Annotated in this window: 20 protein-coding genes; 13 read left to right on the top strand and 7 right to left on the bottom strand. The window is 69.6% G+C overall.

Going from position 1 to position 20,626, the window contains the following annotated elements:
• Positions 1–9: 9 nt before the first annotated feature.
• From IFU11_RS05030 to IFU11_RS05020, 3 genes are all read right to left on the bottom strand, one after another.
• Positions 10–2,205, bottom strand: coding sequence for an RNA degradosome polyphosphate kinase (locus tag IFU11_RS05030; RefSeq protein WP_079705346.1), 2,196 nt, complete (start codon positions 2,203–2,205; stop codon positions 10–12).
• 90 nt (positions 2,206–2,295) lie between these two features.
• Positions 2,296–3,201 carry a mycothiol synthase gene (gene mshD / locus IFU11_RS05025; protein WP_192018298.1) on the bottom strand — a complete coding sequence of 302 codons (906 nt, stop codon included), beginning with the start codon at positions 3,199–3,201 and terminating at the stop codon, positions 2,296–2,298.
• The gene (locus IFU11_RS05020) at positions 3,173–3,862 is read right to left on the bottom strand and encodes a response regulator transcription factor (protein ID WP_175116223.1); all 690 of its coding nucleotides are present in this window, start codon (positions 3,860–3,862) and stop codon (positions 3,173–3,175) included. Before IFU11_RS05020 ends, mshD begins: the two co-directional genes overlap by 29 nt.
• A 110-nt stretch (positions 3,863–3,972) precedes the next feature.
• Between IFU11_RS05020 and IFU11_RS05015 the strand changes: the two genes are divergently transcribed.
• The 4 genes from IFU11_RS05015 to IFU11_RS05000 all read left to right on the top strand — a co-directional run bounded on the left by IFU11_RS05015 (position 3,973) and on the right by IFU11_RS05000 (position 7,399).
• Entirely contained in the window at positions 3,973–4,263 is a 291-nt protein-coding gene (locus IFU11_RS05015) for a hypothetical protein (RefSeq protein ID WP_192018297.1), read from the top strand.
• A gap of 133 nt (positions 4,264–4,396) precedes the next feature.
• Positions 4,397–5,101, top strand: a complete 705-nt coding sequence (locus IFU11_RS05010; RefSeq protein WP_192018296.1) for an FABP family protein — start codon at positions 4,397–4,399, stop codon at positions 5,099–5,101.
• A 25-nt stretch (positions 5,102–5,126) separates the two neighbouring features.
• Positions 5,127–6,269 carry a CAF17-like 4Fe-4S cluster assembly/insertion protein YgfZ gene (gene ygfZ / locus IFU11_RS05005; protein ID WP_192018383.1) on the top strand — a complete coding sequence of 381 codons (1,143 nt, stop codon included), beginning with the start codon at positions 5,127–5,129 and terminating at the stop codon, positions 6,267–6,269.
• Positions 6,270–6,274: 5 nt separating this feature from the next.
• A complete protein-coding gene (locus tag IFU11_RS05000; RefSeq protein WP_191940684.1) occupies positions 6,275–7,399 on the top strand; it encodes an FUSC family protein in 1,125 nt (374 codons plus the stop codon).
• Between the two features lie 19 nt (positions 7,400–7,418).
• Here the strand turns inward: IFU11_RS05000 and IFU11_RS04995 are convergent, their stop codons facing one another.
• A complete protein-coding gene (locus IFU11_RS04995) occupies positions 7,419–8,243 on the bottom strand; it encodes a class I SAM-dependent methyltransferase (RefSeq protein ID WP_191940685.1) in 825 nt (274 codons plus the stop codon).
• 71 nt (positions 8,244–8,314) lie between these two features.
• On the opposite strand from IFU11_RS04995, the gene IFU11_RS04990 reads away from it, so the two are divergent.
• From IFU11_RS04990 to IFU11_RS04980, 3 genes are all read left to right on the top strand, one after another.
• Complete coding sequence (locus IFU11_RS04990; RefSeq protein WP_121289753.1) at positions 8,315–9,064, top strand: phosphoglyceromutase; 750 nt, start codon at positions 8,315–8,317, stop codon at positions 9,062–9,064.
• A 162-nt stretch (positions 9,065–9,226) separates the two neighbouring features.
• Positions 9,227–10,093, top strand: coding sequence for a hypothetical protein (locus tag IFU11_RS04985; RefSeq protein ID WP_192018295.1), 867 nt, complete (start codon positions 9,227–9,229; stop codon positions 10,091–10,093).
• A gap of 110 nt (positions 10,094–10,203) precedes the next feature.
• The gene (locus IFU11_RS04980; RefSeq protein WP_192018294.1) at positions 10,204–11,616 is read left to right on the top strand and encodes a chaplin family protein; all 1,413 of its coding nucleotides are present in this window, start codon (positions 10,204–10,206) and stop codon (positions 11,614–11,616) included.
• Between the two features lie 76 nt (positions 11,617–11,692).
• Here the strand turns inward: IFU11_RS04980 and phoU are convergent, their stop codons facing one another.
• On the bottom strand, positions 11,693–12,361 hold the full coding sequence (phoU, locus tag IFU11_RS04975; protein ID WP_064296372.1) for a phosphate signaling complex protein PhoU: 669 nt from the start codon (positions 12,359–12,361) through the stop codon (positions 11,693–11,695).
• A 166-nt stretch (positions 12,362–12,527) separates the two neighbouring features.
• On the opposite strand from phoU, the gene IFU11_RS04970 reads away from it, so the two are divergent.
• Together IFU11_RS04970 and IFU11_RS04965 are read left to right on the top strand one after the other, a co-directional pair.
• The gene (locus IFU11_RS04970; protein WP_137242097.1) at positions 12,528–13,694 is read left to right on the top strand and encodes a sensor histidine kinase; all 1,167 of its coding nucleotides are present in this window, start codon (positions 12,528–12,530) and stop codon (positions 13,692–13,694) included.
• Positions 13,691–14,374 carry a response regulator transcription factor gene (locus tag IFU11_RS04965; protein WP_064296370.1) on the top strand — a complete coding sequence of 228 codons (684 nt, stop codon included), beginning with the start codon at positions 13,691–13,693 and terminating at the stop codon, positions 14,372–14,374. The genes IFU11_RS04970 and IFU11_RS04965 overlap by 4 nt, the downstream gene beginning before the upstream one ends.
• A 75-nt stretch (positions 14,375–14,449) precedes the next feature.
• On the opposite strand, the gene IFU11_RS04960 is transcribed toward IFU11_RS04965, so the two are convergent.
• A complete protein-coding gene (locus IFU11_RS04960; RefSeq protein ID WP_191940689.1) occupies positions 14,450–14,983 on the bottom strand; it encodes a hypothetical protein in 534 nt (177 codons plus the stop codon).
• Between the two features lie 211 nt (positions 14,984–15,194).
• Here IFU11_RS04960 and IFU11_RS04955 point away from each other — a divergent pair, with 211 nt between their 5' ends.
• Together IFU11_RS04955 and ispD are read left to right on the top strand one after the other, a co-directional pair.
• Positions 15,195–15,677 (top strand): CarD family transcriptional regulator, encoded by a 483-nt coding sequence (locus IFU11_RS04955; RefSeq protein WP_137242096.1) that lies wholly within the window; start codon positions 15,195–15,197, stop codon positions 15,675–15,677.
• A 46-nt stretch (positions 15,678–15,723) separates the two neighbouring features.
• Entirely contained in the window at positions 15,724–16,974 is a 1,251-nt protein-coding gene (gene ispD, locus IFU11_RS04950) for a 2-C-methyl-D-erythritol 4-phosphate cytidylyltransferase (RefSeq protein WP_192018293.1), read from the top strand.
• An 11-nt stretch (positions 16,975–16,985) separates the two neighbouring features.
• Here the strand turns inward: ispD and IFU11_RS04945 are convergent, their stop codons facing one another.
• Positions 16,986–18,098: a winged helix DNA-binding domain-containing protein gene (locus IFU11_RS04945; protein ID WP_192018292.1), complete on the bottom strand. Its 1,113-nt coding sequence runs from the start codon at positions 18,096–18,098 to the stop codon at positions 16,986–16,988.
• Between the two features lie 40 nt (positions 18,099–18,138).
• Here IFU11_RS04945 and cysS point away from each other — a divergent pair, with 40 nt between their 5' ends.
• Both cysS and rlmB read left to right on the top strand, forming a co-directional pair.
• Positions 18,139–19,593 (top strand): cysteine--tRNA ligase, encoded by a 1,455-nt coding sequence (gene cysS / locus IFU11_RS04940; protein ID WP_191940692.1) that lies wholly within the window; start codon positions 18,139–18,141, stop codon positions 19,591–19,593.
• Positions 19,583–20,593 carry a 23S rRNA (guanosine(2251)-2'-O)-methyltransferase RlmB gene (gene rlmB, locus IFU11_RS04935; RefSeq protein ID WP_085510329.1) on the top strand — a complete coding sequence of 337 codons (1,011 nt, stop codon included), beginning with the start codon at positions 19,583–19,585 and terminating at the stop codon, positions 20,591–20,593. Before cysS ends, rlmB begins: the two co-directional genes overlap by 11 nt.
• The last annotated feature ends 33 nt before the right edge of the window (positions 20,594–20,626 follow it).

Here is a 20,626-nt window from a genome sequence, read left to right as displayed (position 1 = left end):
GCGAAGTCGTCAGCGACGGTTCCTCGGCCGGCGGCGGGCCGCGGTCTCGAGCATGAGGGAGTCTTGCAGATCCGTGAGCGGTCGTCCGTCAGCGTCGACCGCGTGGCGCGTCCAGACGCCGTCGGCGTCGAGCCACCACGACGACGTCTGCTCGTCGAGTGCCTGCTCGAACATCGCGGCGGTCGCCTCGAGGTGCTTCGGGTCGGTGAGCCTGACGAGCGCCTCGACGCGGCGGTCGAGGTTGCGGTGCATCATGTCGGCGCTGCCGATGAACACGTGCGGGTCCCCGTCGTTGTGGAACGAGAAGATGCGCGAGTGTTCGAGGTACCGCCCGAGGATGGAGCGCACGCGGATCGTCTCGCTCATCCCCGGCTGGCCGGGCTTCAGCGCGCAGATCCCGCGAACCCACAGGTCGACCGGGACCCCCGCCTGGCTGGCCCGGTAGAGCGCGTCGATGATCGACTCGTCCACCATCGAGTTGACCTTGATGCGGATCCCCGAGGGCTTGCCCTCTTCGGCGTTCGTGCGCTCCTGCTCGATGTGCTTGAGGAGGCCCTTGCGCAGGTGGCGCGGCGCGACCAGGAGTCGCTTGAACTTCTTCTCGATCGCGTACCCGGACAGCTCGTTGAAGAGGCGGGTGAGGTCTTTGCCGACCTGGTCGTCGGCCGTGAACAGACCGAGGTCCTCGTAGATGCGGCTCGTCTTCGGGTTGTAGTTGCCCGTGCCGATGTGGCTGTAGTGGCGCAGGACGCCGCGCTCCTGCCGCACGACGAGCGCGAGCTTGCAGTGCGTCTTCAGCCCGACGAGCCCGTAGACGACGTGGACGCCGGCCTTCTCGAGCTTCCTGGCCCAGGAGATGTTGTTCTGCTCGTCGAACCGGGCCTTGATCTCGACCAGCGCGAGGACCTGCTTGCCGGCCTCCGCCGCGTCGATGAGTGCTTCGACGATGGGGCTGTCGCCCGAGGTCCGGTACAGGGTCTGCTTGATCGCGAGCACGTGCGGGTCGGCGGCGGCCTGCTCGATGAACGCCTGCACGCTCGTGGCGAAGGACTCGTACGGGTGGTGGACCAGGACGTCCTCACGGGCGATCGACCGGAAGAGGTCGGGCTTGCCGTTGGGCTCGTCCGGCTGGAACTGCAGCGCCGTGGTCGGGACGCGCTTCGGGTACTGGAGGTCCGGGCGGTCGATACCGGCGAGGCTGAAGAGTCCGCCGAGGTCGAGCGGCGAGGGCAGACGGTAGACCTCCTGCTCGGTGATGTCGAGTTCGCGGACGAGGAGTCCGAGGGTGACATCGTCCATGTCGTCGGTGATCTCGAGCCGGATCGGCGGCCCGAACCGGCGGCGCAGCAGCTCCTTCTCGAGGGCCTGGATGAGGTTCTCGGTCTCGTCCTCCTCGATCACCATGTCCTCGTTGCGCGTGACGCGGAAGACGTGGTGGTCGACGATCTCCATGCCGGGGAAGAGGTGGCCGAGGTGGTTGGCGATGACCTCCTCGAGGGCGATGTAGCGCACGCTTGGAGCGGTGTCCAGCGACGCGGAACGGCGCTCCGCCGGACCGACGCGGACGAAGCGCGGCATCATCTGCGGAACCTTGAGCCGGGCGAACTCCTCGCGCCCGGTGCGGGTGTTCCGCACTCGGACCGCCAGGTTCAACGACAGGCCGGAGATGTAGGGGAACGGGTGGGCCGGGTCCACCGCGAGCGGCATGAGCACCGGGAAGACCTGGTTGCTGAAGTACTCGCTGAGGTACTCGCGGTCGGCTGCGTCGAGTGAGTCCCAGGTGACGACCGTGACGCCGCGTTCGGCGAGGTCGGGACGGACGAGGTCGTGCCAGGCGCGGGCGTGCCGTTCCTGCAGGACGTGCGCCTGCTGCGAGATCTCGGACAGGACGTCGGCCGGCGCGTTGCCGACGTTCGTCGGGACCGCCAGGCCCGTGAGGATGCGGCGCTTCAGGCCGGCGACCCGCACCATGAAGAACTCGTCGAGGTTCGAGGCGAAGATCGCGAGGAAGTTGGCGCGTTCGAGGACGGGCAGCGCCGGGTCTTCGGCGAGCTCGAGCACACGCTGGTTGAAGGCGAGCCAGCTGAGTTCGCGGTCGAGGTAGCGGTGTTCGGGCAGCGCGGGATCGTTCCGTTCGAACGCGGGGTCGAAGTCCTCTTCGTCTCCATCGAGGCCGACATCGAGCACGGTTGGGTCTGCTGGCATGCCTTCATCATGACACCGTGGTGGGGGTGGTCGCGACGACTGCGGTGAACACTGTGTAAATGCCGCAGCGCCACACCGCTGTGGAGGGGATCAGGCGTCGGTTCTCGCGTACTGCACGTCGATGGTGTGGTCGGTGAATCCGAGCGAGCGGTACAGCGACACCGCGGGGAGGTTGTCGGCTTCGACGTAGAGCGTGACCGCCTCCACCCGTCGATCCCGCAGGCGGGCCAGGCCGGCCTCCATCAGGAGTCGCCCGAGCCCTCGGCCGCTGGCCGCAGGGTGCACGCCGACCGCGTACACCTCGCCGACCGTGTCCTCGACCTTCAACCAGATGAACCCGAGGAGGTCGCCGTCGGAGCCTCGTGCGAGCAGGAAGTCGTCGGCGTCGAACCAGGACTCGGCCTCTCGAGCGCGGAGATCGTCGAGGGTCATGCGTCCCTGCTCGGGGTGGTCGGCGAAGGCGAGCGCGTTGACCTCGAGCCACTCCTGCTCGTCGACTCCCGGCCGGAACGTGCCGACCGTGACATCAGCGTGCCCGGCGGTGGCCGGTCGCGTGCGGCTCGCCGGTGCCTTGGTCAGGCGGAGCTGCAGCAGCGTCCTGATCGGCGAGAAGCCGAACTCCTGTGCGAGCACCCGGGAGGCGGGGTGGTCGCCGTGTGCCCAGATGCGCACCTGTGGGGGACAGTTGGCGAGGACGCCGCGCAGTGCGGCGCGACCGTAGCCGTGACCCCGCCACTCGGGCTCGACGACGAACTCGAGCTCGCCATGGCCGAGGATGGCCGCACCCACGACGGCGAAGTCGTCGGGGTCGACCGGCGGGTCCTGTGGTTCGACGGCGAGGATCAGCGTCCGGGCGCCGGAGGCGACGTCGATGAGCGACTGGTCGCTGAACGGCGGCTGGCCGTCGACGAGCGACGCCGTGCGCACGACGCGCTCGAGCGCATCCCGGGTGCGGGCGTCGTCGACGTTACGAACCGACAGCGTCAGCCGGGGCATGATCGTCCTCGTAGACGTTGAAGCGGTAGCCGACGTTGCGCACGGTGCCGATGAGCTGCTCGAGGTCGCCGAGCTTGGCGCGCAACCGGCGGACGTGGACGTCGACGGTTCGCGTGCCACCGAAGTAGTCGTAGCCCCACACCTCGCTCAGCAACTGCTCGCGCGTGAACACCCGGGAGGGGTGGGTCGCGAAGAAGCGGAGCAGTTCGAACTCCTTGAAGGTGAGGTCGAGCGGCTTGCCGTGGACCTTCGCGGAGTAGCTGGCCTCGTCGATGACGACACCCGACGCCTGGATCTTGCTCGCCGAGTGCTCCTGCGAGGCGCGGCCGATCGCGAGCCGGATCCGCGCGTCGACCTCGGCCGGCCCGGCGGATTCGAGGATGACGTCGTTCACGCCCCAGTCGGCGCTGACGGCCGTGAGGCCGCCCTCGGTCAGGATGAGGAGGAGCGGGACCGACAGCCCGGACGCACCGAGGATCTTGCAGAGCGACTTGGCACTCGCGAGATCCTGGCGGGCGTCGACGAGGACGAGGTCCGAACTCGGAGCGTTCACGAGTTGTGCGGGGTCGGCGGGGATCTGCCGGGTGCGGTGGCTCAAGAGCCCGAGGGATGGGAGGACCTCGGTGCCGACCATGGAGGTCAAGACCAAAATTTGCGCCACGCGCATCCTCCCGACTGAGTTTGGAACCATATTAGGCGAACGACCGCACCCCACGTCGCACCGGGCTCCGCCTGGTGGTCCGATGGCGTCTGCTCTGTGACAATGGGTCCGTGAGCGAAACCACTCTCTCCCCCCGGCTGCGCTGGATCAGCGTCGTCTCCATCTGGGCGCTCGCGCTCGTCGGCGTCGTCGTGTCCGGCCTGCTCTGGAGCCCAGGGGAGACCTTCTTCGGGCTGTCGGCCACGCTCGGCCTCTGCACGCTGGCCGCGTTCTCGGCACAGCTGTTGGCGCGACAGAAGGTGGGATTCGTCGATCGGATGTCGACGAGCGTCACCGGCGCCGTCCTCATCCTCGCCATCGGCGGTGCCGTGTATGGCCTCATCGCCCTGGCCTCGGGGTAGACTTTCCCCATGCTGCTCGCTCTCGAAATCTTCTTCATCGGCTTGCTCGTCCTCGCCAGCCTCGCCATCGCGTTCACCGCGGTGGTCGTGCTGAAGAACCTGTACCGCGGTCAGCGCTAGTCCGGGTCCCTCGATGATCGAGATCCCGAGCGGCCTGCCGAGCGAACTGGTCCCGCTGTCGTGGCTCATCGGCGTCTGGGAGGGCACCGGCGTCATCGACTACCGGGTCGGCGACGAGACCGTGACCCGCGAGTTCGGTCAGCGCGTGAGCTTCAGCCACGACGGCCTGCCCTACCTGAACTACAACTCCTACACCTGGCTCCTGCCCGAGCAGCCCCCGCGCGACGCCGAGGGGGCCTCGTCTACGGACGAGGACGCACTGTCGGACGACGCCGCTGCGGACGTCGCGCCTGACGGAGCCTCGGCGGACGAGTCCGGTGTGCCCGAGCCGCTCGTCACCGAGACGGGCTACTGGCGCCTCGAACGCCCGCTGATCGAGGGCGACCCCGGCCCGGGCATGCTCCCAGGGCAAGGCCCCCGCCCGTTCGGCACCGCGCAATCGGTCGAGACCCTGCGTACGTCGACCGGCGCTTTCCCCCTGCAGGTCTCGATCGTCCACCCGAACGGTGTGAGCGAGCTCTACCTCGGCCAGATCGACGGCCCGCGGATCGACCTCGCGACCGACGCCGTCGTCCGGACCGCTGGAGCCAAGGAGTACGCCGCCGCGACCCGCCTGTACGGTCTCGTCGAGAACCACCTGCTCTGGGCCTGGGACATCGCCGCCCTGGGACAGGACCTCCGGACGCACGCCTCGGCGCGCCTGGCCAAAGCCGACTGACGTGACCATTCCCAACGGAGCGGTCATGCCGGACGCGATTCCGGGCTCGCCCTTCCTCACGCTGCCGGGTGCCGTCGAACAGGCGGACGCCGTCGACCATGGCGTACCCTCCCATTACGGCAGCCCGAACATCGAGCAGCGCCTCATCGCCAGCGGCAAGGCGATCGTCGACCTGTCGAACCGTGGCATCGTGACGGTCACCGGCCCCGATCGGCTGAGCTGGCTCAACTCCATCACGAGCCAGGAGCTGCGCTCGCTGTCCGCCGGCACCTCGACGGAGACCCTCTTCCTCGACCAGAGCGGCCGGATCGAGCACGCGGTCAAGCTGCTCGACGACGGCACGACCACGTGGCTCGTCACCGAGGCCGACGATGCTGAGCCCCTCCACGCCTGGCTCGACCGGATGCGCTTCATGCTTCGCGTCGAGGTGGCCATCGCGACCGGGCAATACGCCGTGATCGGTGCGGCGGCGGGTCTCGGGGTTCAGGCTGCAGCGCCGAACGGCATGCCGCTCGTCTGGCACGATCCGTGGTCCGAGGTCGCGGTCGGCGGGCATCAGTACGCGACGGGTGAGCACCCGGGTGCAGCGTGGACATGGACCGAGACGATCGTCGCGCGCGAGCAGCTCGGGTCGCTCGTGCAGCAGGTCCGTGCGGGGACGTTCTCCGCCGCGGGTTCGCTGGCCGCCGAGGCCCTGCGGATCGCCGCCTGGCGCCCGCGGTTGCAGTCCGAGGTCGACGAGCGGAGCATCCCGCACGAGCTCGACTGGCTGCGCTCGGCAGTCCACTTGAACAAGGGCTGCTATCGCGGTCAGGAGACGGTCGCCAAGGTGCACAACCTCGGGCACCCGCCGCGTCGCCTCGTCATGCTCCTCCTCGACGGCTCCGACGCGGTCCTGCCGCCGGCCGGTTCGAACGTGGTGCTCGTCGGCGACGGCGACGACACGACCCGGAAACCCGTCGGACGCATCACCTCGAGCGCGATCCACCACGAGTTGGGCCCGGTGGCGTTGGCGATCGTCAAGCGCTCCGCGGATCCGGCGGCCGTGCTGACGGTGGAGGCCGACGGCATCGATGTCGCGGCGTCGCAGGAGATCGTCGTGCCGGCGGATGCCGGGGCCACGGCGAACGTGCCGCGGCTGCCGCGACTCGGCGCCGTCCGGCGCTGACCCCGGTGGGGAAGGACGACGCCTCGGACCCGGGCGTACGGGTCGACCGATGGACCGCCGCGGTTCGTCGCCGCATCGCACTCGGCGACGCCTGGCATCGTCTCGTCGGATCCGTGCCGGCGGTGCTGCAGGTCAGCGCCACGGCGATCGGCGCGTACGCGTTCTCCCACTACGTGCTCGGGCACGCCGTGCCACTCCTCGCCTTGACCGTGACGATCTCGAGTCTCGGGTTCGTTCGCGACGCCCGCCCGATCCGGGTCCTCGAGACGGCCGTCGGGATGAGCGTCGGAATCGCGCTGGCCGAGATCCTGCTCCTCGGCTTCGGTCAGGGGACGTGGCAACTCGCGGTCGCGCTCGTGCTCACATTGCTCGTCGCCCGGTTCCTGTCGCCGGCGGCGTCGTTCGCGATCGCGGCGGCGGTGCAGTCCGTCCTCGTCATGCTCCTGCCGGTGCCTGACGGCGGCCCGTTCGTGCGTACGTTCGACGGACTGATCGGCGGGGTCTTCGCCCTGCTCGCGACCGCGCTCATCCCGCGCGACCCGCGCCGGAGCGCTCGCCGGGACGGCCAGCGGCTCATCGACGAACACGTCCGGACCCTCGCCTCGCTCGTCGCCGCCCTCCGTCTCGGCGACCTCGAGGAGGCGGACCGCGCGCTCGCACGGGCGAGGGCCACCCAGCCGGCCCTGGACGCGTGGCGCGGAACCCTCGACTCAGGGCTCGCCATCGCGCGCATCTCGCCGTTCCTCCGCAAGGCGGTGTTCGACCTCGAACGGCAGCGGACCATGCTCGACGGCATGGACCTCGCGACCCGCAACCTCCGGGTGATCGCCCGGCGCATCGACTACGTGTCGCGCGATGCCACGAGCCGCCCCGAGCTCGCGGACCTGCTCGCGCGGACCTCCGTCGCACTCGGCATCCTGTCGCAGTCGATCGGCGACATCGCCCAGCAGCCGGTCGCGAGGCAGTCCCTGCTGGAGATCGCGAAGCACCTCGAGCCGGTGGCCGTCCTCCCCGACGCCTCGGTCTCCGAGCAGGCGCTCGTGCTCGTGCTCCGGCCGTACCTCGTCGACCTGCTCACGGCCACGGGTCTGCCGACGCCGGAGGCGCAGGCGGCGCTGCCCTCGCTCTGACGGGAGCGATCCCCGACACTCAGTCCGTCGAGGAGGGATTTGGGGCGACAGCCGACCACGGCAGCGTCAGCTCGCCGAGGCGCCAGCGGCTGCGACCGGCCAGCACAGGCCACCCGTTGTCGCGAAGTGTCCGGACGGTCGCCGACCAGCGCTGGACCGGGCTGTAGACCGCCAGGGGTGCATGCACCCGCCACGCGCGGTCGAGGTCCGTCATGAGCGCGTGGACACGTTCGCCCGGCACGTTGTGGTGGATCAGCGCCTTCGGCAGTCGTTCGGCCACGATGGACGGCAGCTCGAGGTCGGCGAGCCGCAGACTGATCGAGAACGACTCCGCACGCCCCTGGTCGTCGACGGCGATCCAGCTGGACACCCGTCCGATCTCGTCGCACGTCCCTTCGACGAGCACACCGCCGGGCTGCAGCCGCGACGCCATGAGACGCCAGGCCCCCGTGACCTCGGCTTCGTCGTACTGCCGGAGCACGTTGAACGCCCGGATCACCGCGGGACGGTCGTCACCGGTCGGCACCTCGAACCCGCCGCGCGCGAAGGAGACGGCGGCCGTCGGCGTGAACTGGGTCGTGCCCGCTCGCACCTGCTGCAGCTGCGCGTGAGCGGTGCGGACGCGCCCCGGCTCGATCTCGAATCCGATGACCCGTACGTCGGGTCGGACGGCGAGCAGCCGGTCGTGCAGTTCCAACGCTGTGACGCCGCTCGCGCCGTAGCCGAGGTCCACCACCAGCGGGTTCGTCGTCCGTCTGAGCGAGGGGTGGGTCGCGATCCAGCGGTCCACCCGCCGGAGCCGGTTCGTACCCGTCGTCCCGCGGGTGATCGATCCGACGGGCATGGACCTATTCTCCCTCACGGTGCGGGGTCATCGTCCACCTCGCGGTCATGCGCCGTCGGTATGCTGGGGACATGCCTGAGACTTACACCCTCGTCCTGCTGCGCCACGGCAACAGCGACTGGAATCAGAAGAACCTGTTCACCGGTTGGGTCGACGTCCGACTCAGCGAACTCGGCGTCACCGAGGCCAAGCGTGCGGGCGAGCTGCTCGCCGACTCCGGCATCACCCCGGACGTGCTGTACACTTCGGTGCTCTCCCGCGCGATCCAGACGGCGAACCTCGCCCTCGAGACCGCCGACCGCATGTGGATCCCGGTCAAGCGCAGCTGGCGCCTCAACGAGCGTCACTACGGCGCGCTGCAGGGCAAGGACAAGGCGCAGACGCTCGCCGAGTACGGTCCGGAGCAGTTCCAGACCTGGCGTCGTTCCTTCGACGTGCCGCCGCCGCCGATCGCCGATGACGACGAGTGGTCGCAGGCCGATGACCCCCGGTATGTCGGGATCGACGGCGAACTGCCCCGCACCGAGTGCCTGAAGGATGTCATCGACCGGATGCTGCCCTACTGGGAGTCCGACATCACGGTCGACCTGGCTGCCGGCAAGACCGTCCTCGTGACGGCGCACGGCAACTCGCTCCGCGCACTCGTGAAGCACCTCGACGACATCTCGGACGACGAGATCGCCGAGCTGAACATCCCCACCGGCATCCCGCTCGTCTACGAGCTCGACGCGGACTTCCGCCCGATCGCACCGGCTCGGTACCTCGATCCCGAGGCCGCAGCAGCAGGCGCCGCCGCCGTTGCGGCGCAGGGGAAGAAGTAGCGGAAACCCCACCAAACCACCACCCCGGTCGGGAGTGCGGCTTGGCGACATCGTCGCCGAAAGTGCTCCTGGCCGGGGTTTTCCATGTTGCAAAAAAGGGGTTGAACCGCCTCGGGGTTGGGCGTACAGTGACTGCACTGTAACCCGATTGGGGGGATACGCATGGAGCAGTCGACCGACGGCACCCGTTTCCCCCTGTGGCGCGCCCTGGCGCTCGGTGGCTTCGCCGCCGCGGCGTTCACGGCGATAGCCCTCTTCGGGTCGCCTTCCTCCGCGCATGCCGACGACGGTGCCACCGATCCGTCGCTCTTGGGCGCGGTGACCGAGGTCGTCGGCTCGCTCGAACAGCCCGTCAATGCTGTCGCCGAGGTCGTCGACGTCGTCGACACCACCGTGCTCGAACCGGTGGTCGACGTCGTCGACGAGACCGTCGCTGCGGTACCGGTGGTGAACGACGTGGTCGAGGAGACCGTCGGCGCAGCACCCGTCGCCGCGATCGTCGATCCGGTCGTGCAAACGGTCGACCAGACGTTGACCGGCGTCGCCGACGTCGTCGCCGCGGTCCCGGTCCCCAGTACGCCGATCATCGATCCGGTCGTCCCAGCGCTTCCGCAGGGCCCGGCAGAGGACGTGTCGGCCACTGACCCGACCGCCGTCGGCGCGATCCTCCCGACGACGGTCCTCGGACCGCCGTCCGTCCAGCAGGGTGACTCGACGATCGTGTCGGGCGGCCAGGATCGCGAGGACACGTCGTTCACCACGGCCGTGCCCGCCGCCGTCGTCGGATCGTCCAGCCTCCCCGCCACCCCTGCGAACCTTCCGCTGCTGCCGGACGCCGACGGTCGCTGGGCCGTCACGCCGAGCGGCTCCGGGTCCTCCGGCTCCGGTGGTGCCGTCGGCGGTCCCGCAGCGGCCGAACAGTCGATCTCCGTCATCCTCCCTGCGCCCGGTGACGACCGTCGCGGACCCGCGCGAGACGAAGACCTCCCGGCTTCACCCACGTTCCCCTCCGATACCTCTCCTGACTGACCCCGGACCACTCTGCCGTTCGCGGCGGAGACCCGCCCCCTGGGCGGTTCAACGGTCCGAAGCCTCCCGACCACGGGAGCACATCAGTCACTCTGCAAGGAGCAGGAATCATGAATTCGTATGTCAAGAAAGGCCTCTACTGTGGCCTGTTCGTCGCGGGACTCACGTTCCTCGGCGCTACGGCGGCCAACGCCGACACGTCCGGGGACGACAGCATCCTCGGCGGAACCCTCGTCGACGTGGTCCTCGAGGCCCCCGTCGAGATCGTCGACACCGCGGTGAGCGTCGTCGGCGATTCAACGGCGACGTCCGCACCGGAGGCGGTACCGGCGCCTGAGCCGGCACCCGCACCTGAGCCGGCACCCGCGCCTGAGCCGGCACCAGCACCGGAGCCGGCACCTGCGCCGGAGCCCGCACCGGTACCCGAGCCCGCGCCGGCCGCCACCACCAGTGGTGACGACAGTGTCGCGGGTGGGAACCAGGTCCAGTTGCCCGTCTCCATCCCGGTGACGGTCGAGGACAACGCGATCTCGATCATCGGCGATGCCGAGCAGTCGGGTTCGACGTCCGGACCGGTGGCGGGGGAGTCCGCCTCGCCGGTCGCCGACGAGGCGACGACGTCCGGTGACGACAGTGTCGCCGGTGGGAACCAGGTGTCGCCGGTGGGGACCGTTCCGGTCACGGTCGGTGGGAACGCCATCTCGCTGTTCGGTGATTCGAGCAGTGAGCAGGCGGGTGCGTCTGCCACGTCGGGTGGTGCGGCTGTTCCGGCGGCGTCGGCGACGACGACCGGTGACGACAGTGTCGCCGGTGGGAACCAGGTGTCGCCGGTGGTGACCGTTCCGGTCACGGTCGGTGGGAACGCCATCTCGCTGTTCGGTGATTCGAGCAGTGAGCAGGCGAGTGCACCTGCCACGTCGGGTGGTGCGGCTGTTCCGGCAGCGCCGTCGACGACGACCGGTGACGACAGTGTCGCCGGTGGCAACCAGGTCCTCGGCGACGTCGGGCTCCCGATCTCCGTGGTCGGCAACGCCGTCAGCGTGATCGGCGACTCCGAGTCGACGGGCACCTCGGCCTCGGCTCCGGCATCGTCCGGCGGCGGCACGTCGACCACCGGCGGTGACGACAGCCTCGGCGGTGGGAACCAGATCGACCTCGGCCTGGAGCTGCCGGTCACGATCGGCGGCAACGCGATCTCCGTGATCGGGGACAGCGAGACCGGTGGTCCCGGGACGACCGATCCCACCACCCCGGTCGACCCGACGGACCCGACCGACCCGACGGACCCCACCACCCCGGTGACCCCCGTCGTGCCGACGGTCCCCGCCACGGTGATCACCACCGCGACGGCGGCGTCCTCGACCGGCTCGAACACGACGGCCTCGGCCGCGCGTTCAGCTGAGCCGACGCTCGCCGACACCGGCAGCGTCGCGGGTCAGCTCCTGCCGCTCGCCGGCCTCGCAACAGTCCTCGGCCTCCTGCTCCTGGCAGGCGGCGCGATCACCCGTCGTCGGATGAGCTAGTCCCGCACGAACGGACGAGCGGTGCCGACCCGGTCTCGGGTCGACACCGCTCGTCGGGGTGTCCGGGATCAGCTGGTCAGTGGTGCACCGGCGTGGTCGCCTCGGGGATCCAGTCGCCGGTCGCGAGGTACTGGACCTTCTTGGCGATGGAGACGGCGTGGTCGGCGAAGCGCTCGTGATACCGGGAAGCGAGGGTGGCGTCGACGGTCGCGACGGGCTCACCCTTCCAGGTGTCGCCGAGGACCTTCTCGAAGACGCTGGCGTGCAGCTCGTCGACGTCGTCGTCGTCATTGCGGATCTCGTCGGCGATGCGCGGGTCCTGGGTGCGCAGCAGTTCCGTCAGTTTGCGGGCGATCGAGACGTCGAGTCGACCCATCTCGGCGAAGGTGGTCCGCAGGCCCTTCGGCACGGCCTTGTCGGGGAAGCGGTACCGCGACAGCTGGGCGATGTGCTCGGCCATGTCGCCCATGCGCTCGAGCGACGCGCTGATCCGCAGCGCGCTCACAACGATGCGCAGGTCGCGCGCGACCGGCTGCTGACGGGCGAGGATGTCGATGGCGAGCTCGTCGAGTTCGATCGCGAGCTGGTCGATGCGGTTGTCGTTGGCGATGACCTCTTCAGCGACCGCGACGTCCGAGTTGCCGAAGGACTGCGTCGCCTTCTCGATGGAGATCGTGACGAGTTCGGCGATCTCGACCAGGCGATCCTGGACCTCTCGCAATGACTGCTGGAATACCTCGCGCATGGCTCTGGGTGCCGTCCTTCCGTGACCTGGCGGTGGGCAGGCAGATGCCCGCTCCGCCGATGATGCCGAACCAAGGTTAACAGTTGGGGCCCCAAGCGTGAACAGTCGTCGAAGTGGCGGGGTATTCGCGAGTTCGGCGTTCGGCGGACTGAGTAACGTAGTACCCATGGACACCATGTGGTTGGTGCTGATCGCCCTGGCACTCGGCCTCATCGTCGGGGGCGGTTTCGTCGCCCTCACCTCGCTCGCCTTCCGCCGCGGAGAGCGCGCCGCGACGGTCGTCAACCCGGTCGTGCCCGACGGGGTCGACCAGGTGCTCGAAGCCCTCGACAGCGCGGGCATCGTCGTCGACCCGTCCAACAACGTGCTGAAGGCCTCCCCGGGGGCGTTCGCGCTCGGGCTGGTGCGCGACCGCGTGCTCGACAACCAGGAGTTCATCGACCTCGCGCTCGAGGTCCGACGCACCGGCGAGGCCGTCACGAGCGATCTGGAACTCGCGCTCGGGCGCTTCGGTGAGGCCACCCGGCATCTGCGCGTGCGGGCAGCGCCGCTCGGCTCTCGCTTCATCCTCCTCCTGGCCGAGGACCACACCGAGGCGCGTCGCCTCGACGAGGTCCGCAGGGACTTCATCGCGAACATCAGCCACGAGTTGAAGACGCCGATCGGCGCCATCGGGCTCCTCTCGGAAGCACTCGACACGGCGGCCGACGACCCGGAACGGGTGAAGCGGTTCGCCAGCCGGCTCGCGACCGAGTCACAGCGACTCACCCGGATGACCGCCGAGATCATCGACCTCTCGCGGTTGCAGGCGGCCGACGCCCTCCACCAGCCGGAACTCGTCCGCCTCGATCGGGTCATCGCCGCGGCGGTGGATCAGAACCGCGTGCCGGCCGAGGCGACCGGGGTGGGGCTCTCCCTCAAAGGCGGCAAGAACCTCGAGGTGTACGGTGACGAGGCGATGCTCGTCGTCGCCGTGCACAACCTCATCTCGAACGCCATCCACTACTCGCCCACCGGCGCGCACGTGGGTGTCGGCGTCCGGGCGGTCGACGACGTCGTCGAGATCGCCGTCACCGATCAGGGCGTCGGGATCGCCGAAGAGGACCGCGACCGGGTCTTCGAACGGTTCTTCCGCGTCGACCAGGCGCGGTCCCGCCACACGGGCGGCACCGGACTCGGCCTCAGCATCGTCAAGCACACCGTCCAGAACCACGGCGGCGAAGTGAAGGTCTGGTCGCAGCTGGGCCGTGGCTCGACGTTCACCATCCGCCTCCCCAGAGCAACGACCCCGCCGGAGGACCTCTCCACCGGCACGGCAAGGAGTACCCCGTGACCCGCATCCTGCTCGTCGAAGACGAAGCGTCCCTCAGCGAACCATTGAGCTATCTGCTCGAACGGGAGGGGTACGAGGTCGAGGTGGCGGAGGACGGTCCCTCGGCGGTTCAGGCCTTCACGGCTCGCGGCGCGGACCTCGTGTTGCTCGACCTCATGCTCCCCGGCATCCCCGGGACGGAGGTCTGCCGTCAGATCCGCGCGGTCTCGAGCACACCGATCATCATGCTCACCGCGAAGGACTCCGAGGTCGACATCGTCGTCGGGCTCGAGCTGGGCGCCGACGACTACGTCACGAAGCCCTACTCGACCCGCGAGCTCCTCGCGCGGATCAGGGCGGTGCTGCGACGCCGTGTCGAGGCGGACCAGGCGCAGGAGGAGGTGCTGCTCGAGGCCGGCACGGTCCGGATGGACACCGAGCGCCATGTCGTCGAAGTCAACGGGGCGCCGATCCCGATGCCGCTCAAGGAGTACGAGCTGCTCGAGCTGCTCCTGCGGAACGCCGGACGGGTTCTGACCCGTGGTCAGCTGATCGACCGGGTGTGGGGGAGCGACTACTACGGCGACACCAAGACGCTCGACGTCCACATCAAACGCATCCGTTCCCGGATCGAGGCGAACCCCTCGGAACCGGTGATGCTCGTCACCGTGCGTGGGCTCGGCTACCGCTTCGAGGCCTGACGCAGGTCCAGACGGACGAACGCCCCGCACCTCCGAAGAGGTGCGGGGCGTTCGGTCGTGTGGGGCGACGGAGCGCTATTCGGTCGGCTCCGTGGTGGGCGTCGCGAGCGGCGTCGGCGTCTCGGTGGGCTCATCCGTCGGCAGCGGCGTCGGGACGAGCGTGGAGTACTCGAGCAGCTGGCCGGTGAGGACCGGGACGCTCGCCGTGGCGCCCGTCTCGTCGCCGTACTGGAAGAAGACGTCCAGGATGGCTCCAGGCTGGACACCGAGGGACTCGATGCGCAGCGGGTCGTTCGCTCCCGAGCCGTCGAACGTCGTCAGGCCGGGCTCCGCGAGGACCTGGAACTGCTCGTCCTTGCCCTCGATCTCGATCAGCACCGTGTGGGCGCGATCGTCGCGGTTCGCGACGCTGAAGACGAGGTTGCCGGTCTCGCCGTCGTCGGAGACGACGATGGCGTTCCGGACAGCCACCGAGCCGACGGTGACACCGACGCCGTCCGAGGCGTCGTACTGCTTCAGGGTCGCCTGCGGCGCGATGAGGTTGCAACCGCTCATGCCGAGTGCGACAGCACCCGCGACGACGATGGAAGCGATGAGACGCGCCTTCACAGAACCCTCCAAGATGTGGTGGCCCCGGGCGCAGACGAGTGACAGGTGTCCCGGGATCCGGATTCGAGTCTAGCCCACGGCTGCGAAGGGGTGTGGCCGGGTCGTGGACCCGTGATCGGCCGGTGCACCACCCGGTTCGCTGGGCACCCGGTACCCGGCTCTGATCAGGGGTGCCGTGGTATTCTGGGAGACGCTGAAGGGACCGAGACCCATGATCTTCGAAGTTGGCGAGACCGTCGTCTACCCGCACCATGGCGCCGCGACCATCACCGAGGTGAAGACCCGGATCATCAAGGGCGAGGAGAAGCTCTACCTGAAGCTCCGCGTCACCCAGGGCGACCTCGTGATCGAGGTCCCGGCTGAGAACGTCGACCTGGTCGGGGTACGCGACGTCATCGGGCGCGAGGGCGTCGACCGCGTGTTCGACGTGCTCCGTGCGCCGTTCACCGAGGAGCCGACGAACTGGTCCCGCCGCTACAAGGCGAACCTCGAGAAGCTGGCCTCGGGCGACGTCATCAAGGTCTCCGAGGTGGTCCGCGACCTGTGGCGTCGCGACCAGGACCGAGGCCTCTCCGCTGGAGAGAAGCGGATGCTCGCGAAGGCTCGCCAGATCCTGGTCTCCGAACTGGCGCTGGCGGAGCAGACCGACGAGGAGCGGGCGTCGTCGGTCCTCGACGAGGTCCTCGCCTCCTGAGCCGAGCGTTCGTTCGGACGTGTCGCCCGAGAAGTAGGCTCGTGGCATGACTGCCATCGACGAACCGGGTGCTATCGCCGATCCATCCCTGGACGGCCCGGCGGTCGGCGTGATCATCGTGGCGGCGGGTAGTGGGACGCGCCTCGGTGCCGGGATCCCCAAGGCGTTCGTGTCGCTCGACGGCAGTACCGTGCTCGAACACGCGCTCGCCCCGGTCTTCCGCCTGCGGGACGCGGTCCAGGTCGTCGTCGTCGTCCCCGCCGATCGCGTCGGTGAGGCGGAGACGATCGGTCGTCGCGCCGCGGGGAAGGCGGCCGACCACCTCCGCGTCGTCGTCGGAGGCGACACGAGACAGTCCTCCGTCCTCGCCGGACTCGCCGCCCTGTGGCCGGGAGTGCGGACGGTACTCGTCCACGACGCCGCACGGGCACTCACCCCGACCGAACAGTTCGAACGGGTGATCGACGCCGCCGCGCGGACGGGGTGGGGGGTCGTACCGGGGCTTCCGGTGACCGACACGATCAAACGGGTCGATGCGAGCGCCCTCGTCGAGCAGACCGTGGATCGGGCCGCCCTCAGAGCCGTCCAGACACCGCAGGCGTTCCCGCGTGATGCCCTCGTCGCGGCCTTTCGCGTCGCCGAGGACCGCCTCGCGGCGGCCACCGACGACGCGGCACTCTACGCGGACGCCGGACACCCCGTCCTCACCGTCGACGGGTCGGAGGCGGCGTTCAAGATCACGACCCCGTGGGACGCCCAGCGTGCGGAGCGACTCCTGGCGGACCGGGACCGGGATCAGCAGCAGGAGGTGGGCGCACGGCCGACCTCCTCGATCAGGACCGGCATCGGCATCGACGTCCACGCCTTCGCCGACGACGGCGAGCTGAGCCTCGCCGGCCTCAGGTGGCCGGGGGAACGGCCGCTGGCCGGACACAGCGACGGGGATGCGGTCGCCCATGCCATCGTCGACGCCCTGCTGTCCGCTGCCGGCCTCGGCGACATCGGCTCCATGTTCGGCACGGACGACCCCCGGTTCGCGGGGGCGAGCGGCGAGGTCTTCCTGCGGGCAGCTGTTGACCGACTGCACGCCGCGGGCTTCGTCGTCGTCAACGTCGCGGTGCAGCTCGTCGGCAACCGCCCTCGGTTCGCGCCGCGTCGGACGGAGGCGGAGGGCGTGCTGAGCGCACTGGTCCACGGGCCGGTCAGCATCGCGGCGACGACCACCGATGCGCTCGGGTTCACCGGCCGTGGCGAGGGTGTCACAGCCATCGCCACCGCCCTGATCGAGCGCCGCTGACGGTTCGACCCTCAGTCGGTGGACGTCGCCTCGTCGACCGACGCATTGAGTCCGAGGAACCGGCCGTATTCACCAGCGGCTCGTCGGAACCTGGCCTGCACCCGCTGCGACAGCGGTTGGAACGGCGTCGGGGTGACGACGACGCCGGTCGCACTTGTCCGTCGGCGCCAGGTGCCGACGACGCGCCCGTCGACGGCGATCATCGGGAGGAAGATGCCGTTCGCGCCGGGCACGATGCGGTCCGCGAACGCCGCCGGGAGCGTCAGCTCGCGGTCGCGGTAGCCGAGGAGCAGCTCGTCGAATCCGGGAAGCGCGAGCACCCGCGGTGGTCGTGGAGCAGATGGCGGTTCGATGCCCTCGGCGGTCGACCAGCGCGTGACCCCGTCGCGCGATTCGGAGAACAGCCGACCGGCGGCCACCTCGACGCCGCGTTTCGCCTGGGCGACGGTGAGCTTCGACCACCACGTGAGGTCGGCGATCGTCGACGGGCCGTGGCCGGTGAGATAGCGGACGATGAACTCGCCGAGCGCCTCGTCCGCCTCGAGCACCCGCGGTGCACGGATCCACTCCTCAGTCAGGACGAGTGCCTGCTGTCTCCCGGCGGGAGGTCCCCAGCAGACCACACCCGACATCGCGAGTTCCATGATGAGGTGTGAGCCTCGTTGACCGTCGATCGGGATCCCGGCGTCGGTGTGGGCCGTCAACAGCTCATCCCTCGTCACGCGCCGATGCCCGCTGAGCAGTCCCTCGGTGAGCGCGCGGGAGCGCGAGAAGGTCTCAGCGTCGAGCTCGAGTTGACGGTGTCTGGCCGCGATCGTCGAGCGGACCCGCGGGACACCGAGTCCGAGCAGCCACCCGAGGTCCTCTGCGGCGACGAGATGCAGGGTGCCGCGCATCGGCCAGGACCGGACGATCGAGCCGTCCTCGAGCGCCGCGAGCACCTCGTCCATCGTGGTGCCGGTCGACCTGACGCCGACCGCCCACAGCGACGAAGCGAGGTCTTGGGCCTGGATCGCGAGCAGCCGCGAGACGACACCCGTGGGGGAGCGGTGATCGGCTCCGTCGAGGAGCTGGGCCGCGAGTCGCGCGCGGAGAACCTGCTGGTCGTCGCGTCCCGTGGTCATGGGACCATCATGCCCGGACGACGGCGGCTAGTCTGGTCTCGTGGCCCTCCGACTCTACGATTCGAAAACGCAGTCCCTCCGGGACTTCGTGCCGCTCCGCGAAGCCGAGGCGGGGCTGTACGTCTGCGGACCGACCGTGCAGTCCTCTCCGCACATCGGACACCTGCGCAGCGCGCTCGTCTACGACCAGCTGCGTCGCTGGCTGACGGCCTCCGGGGTCCGCGTCACACTCGTCCGCAATGTCACCGACATCGACGACAAGATCCTCGCGAACGCCGCCGCCGGCGTCGAGGGCGGGTTCGCCCAGCCCGGCGAGGAGTGGTGGGCGCTCGCCTACCGGTACGAACTCGAGTTCACCGCCGCCTACGGTGCCCTGGGTATCCTGCCCCCGAGCTACGAGCCCCGCGCGACGGCGAGCATCCCCGAGATGCAAGAGCTCATCGAGCGGCTCATCGACGCCGGGCACGCGTACCCGGCTCCCGACGACTCCGGCGACGTCTACTTCGACACCGCCTCATGGAGCCGCTACGGCGAACTCACCCGGCAGAGCGCCGAGCACATGGAGGCCGCGACCGACGCCGACCCGCGCGGCAAGCGGGATCCCCGCGACTTCGCGCTCTGGAAGGGCACCAAGCCTGGGGAGCCGCGCTCGGCGAGTTGGATGTCTCCGTGGGGCGAGGGACGGCCCGGCTGGCACATCGAGTGCTCGGCGATGTCGACCAAGTACCTCGGTGAGGAGTTCGACATCCACGGCGGCGGACTCGACCTCCGGTTCCCCCACCACGAGAACGAGCTCGCCCAGTCGAGCGCAGCCGGCGACCCCTTCGCGCGGTACTGGCTGCACAACGGGCTGGTCGCCGTCACGGGCGGGCAGAAGATGTCGAAGTCCCTCGGCAACTCCGTCTACGCCGCCGACCTCCTGGCAGCAGCCCGGCCGCTCGTCGTCCGGTACTACCTCGGTGCAGCGCAGTACCGATCGACGCTTGAATTCCATCCGGGCGCACTCGCCGAGGCCGAAGCCGCACTCGGACGAATCGAGGGCTTCCTCGATCGCGCCGCCCGCGCCGACCTGCTCACCGAGACGGGCACGGCCGCCAGTCGAGCGACGCTTCCGGCCGCCTTCGTCGAGGCGATGGACGACGACCTGAACATCCCCCGCGCGCTCGCCGTGTTGCATGACGCCGTGCGCGTCGGCAACGCCGCCCTCGATGGCGGCGACGACCTGGCGACAGCCCGCGAGCGTGCGGTCGCCGTCCTCGACATGACCCGGGTGCTCGGCATCGACCCGACCGACCCCTCGTGGTCGTCGGGCACCGACCCCGTCACTCACCGATCCCTGTCCGCACTCGTCGAGCGTCTGCTCGTCGATCGCGCGGACGCCAGGGTCGCCAAGGACTTCGCAGCGGCCGACCGGATCCGCGACGAACTCACAGCGGCTGGGATCACCATCGAAGACACCCCGTCCGGAGCACATTGGAGTATCAGTGGCAAGTAAGCCTTCCCGCCCGACCGGGCCGAAGAAAGCGAAGAAGGGTCCCACCAAGGGCACCGGTGGCCTCGGCCGCAAGGCGCTCGAGGGTCGTGGACCGACCCCCAAGGCCGAGGACCGCGCCTGGCACCCGGCCGGCAAGCGGAAGGCTGCGCAGGAGCGCTACGCGGCCTCCGGTGGCACCGGTAAGCCGAAGCAGGCGGCCGGCCAGAACGGACGCCCGTCCACGAACGGCCGGACCAAGCAGAAGTCGAGCGACGAGTCCGAGGTCGTCACCGGCCGCAACTCCGTCCTCGAAGCGCTCCGCGCGAAGATCCCCGCCACCACGCTGTACGTCGCGACCCGCATCGAGATGGACGACCGGGTGAAGGAGGCGCTCAGCATCGCCACCCGGCGCGGGATCCCGGTGCTCGAGGTCATGCGTCCGGAGCTCGACCGGATGGCCGGGTTCGACGGCGTGCACCAGGGCCTCGCCATCAAGGTGCCGCCCTACGAGTACGCGCACCCCATGGAGTTGCTCGACCAGGTCATCGCCCGTGGCGAGAACCCGCTGTTCATCGCCCTCGACGGCATCACCGACCCCCGGAACCTGGGTGCGATCATCCGATCGACCGCAGCCTTCGGTGGTCACGGCGTGATCCTGCCGCAGCGCCGGAGCGTGGGCCTCACCGCCTCCGCGTGGAAGACCTCGGCAGGCGCGGCGGCTCGGACGCCGGTCGCGATGGCCGCCAACCTCACTCAGACGCTCAAGGCGTTCAAGGAGCGCGGCGTCTTCGTGATCGGTCTCGACGGCGACGGCGACGTCTCCCTTCCCGGGCTCGAACTCGCCGACCAGCCGATCCTCGTGGTCGTCGGCAGCGAGGGCAAGGGCCTGTCCCGCCTCGTCACCGAGACCTGCGACGCGGTCGTGTCGATCCCGATCTCGGCCTCGACCGAATCGCTCAACGCCGGGATCGCGGCCAGCGTGACGCTGTACGAGATCGCGCGTCGCCGGAACGCCGAATAGGCGACCGGCGCTCGCGGCGCACGAACGAGGACA

Origin of the sequence: Plantibacter sp. CFBP 8804 (assembly GCF_014841225.1) — a bacterium.
Classification (GTDB): Bacteria; Actinomycetota; Actinomycetes; order Actinomycetales; family Microbacteriaceae; genus Plantibacter; species Plantibacter auratus.
This window is presented reverse-complemented; position numbering and strand designations above follow the sequence as displayed.

What these genes read in the sequence shown, in the direction of transcription:
- IFU11_RS05010 (WP_192018296.1), top strand. Translation starts at nt 4,397, where the DNA reads ATGATCGAGATCCCGAGCGGCCTGCCGAGCGAACTGGTCCCGCTGTCG.
- IFU11_RS04990 (WP_121289753.1), top strand. Translation starts at nt 8,315, where the DNA reads ATGCCTGAGACTTACACCCTCGTCCTGCTGCGCCACGGCAACAGCGAC.
- IFU11_RS04945 (WP_192018292.1), bottom strand. Translation starts at nt 18,098, where the DNA reads ATGACCACGGGACGCGACGACCAGCAGGTTCTCCGCGCGCGACTCGCG.
- IFU11_RS04970 (WP_137242097.1), top strand. Translation starts at nt 12,528, where the DNA reads ATGGACACCATGTGGTTGGTGCTGATCGCCCTGGCACTCGGCCTCATC.
- IFU11_RS04980 (WP_192018294.1), top strand. Translation starts at nt 10,204, where the DNA reads ATGAATTCGTATGTCAAGAAAGGCCTCTACTGTGGCCTGTTCGTCGCG.
- mshD (WP_192018298.1), bottom strand. Translation starts at nt 3,201, where the DNA reads ATGCCCCGGCTGACGCTGTCGGTTCGTAACGTCGACGACGCCCGCACC.
- IFU11_RS04995 (WP_191940685.1), bottom strand. Translation starts at nt 8,243, where the DNA reads ATGCCCGTCGGATCGATCACCCGCGGGACGACGGGTACGAACCGGCTC.
- ispD (WP_192018293.1), top strand. Translation starts at nt 15,724, where the DNA reads ATGACTGCCATCGACGAACCGGGTGCTATCGCCGATCCATCCCTGGAC.
- phoU (WP_064296372.1), bottom strand. Translation starts at nt 12,361, where the DNA reads ATGCGCGAGGTATTCCAGCAGTCATTGCGAGAGGTCCAGGATCGCCTG.
- IFU11_RS04985 (WP_192018295.1), top strand. Translation starts at nt 9,227, where the DNA reads ATGGAGCAGTCGACCGACGGCACCCGTTTCCCCCTGTGGCGCGCCCTG.
- IFU11_RS05030 (WP_079705346.1), bottom strand. Translation starts at nt 2,205, where the DNA reads ATGCCAGCAGACCCAACCGTGCTCGATGTCGGCCTCGATGGAGACGAA.
- ygfZ (WP_192018383.1), top strand. Translation starts at nt 5,127, where the DNA reads ATGCCGGACGCGATTCCGGGCTCGCCCTTCCTCACGCTGCCGGGTGCC.
- IFU11_RS04955 (WP_137242096.1), top strand. Translation starts at nt 15,195, where the DNA reads ATGATCTTCGAAGTTGGCGAGACCGTCGTCTACCCGCACCATGGCGCC.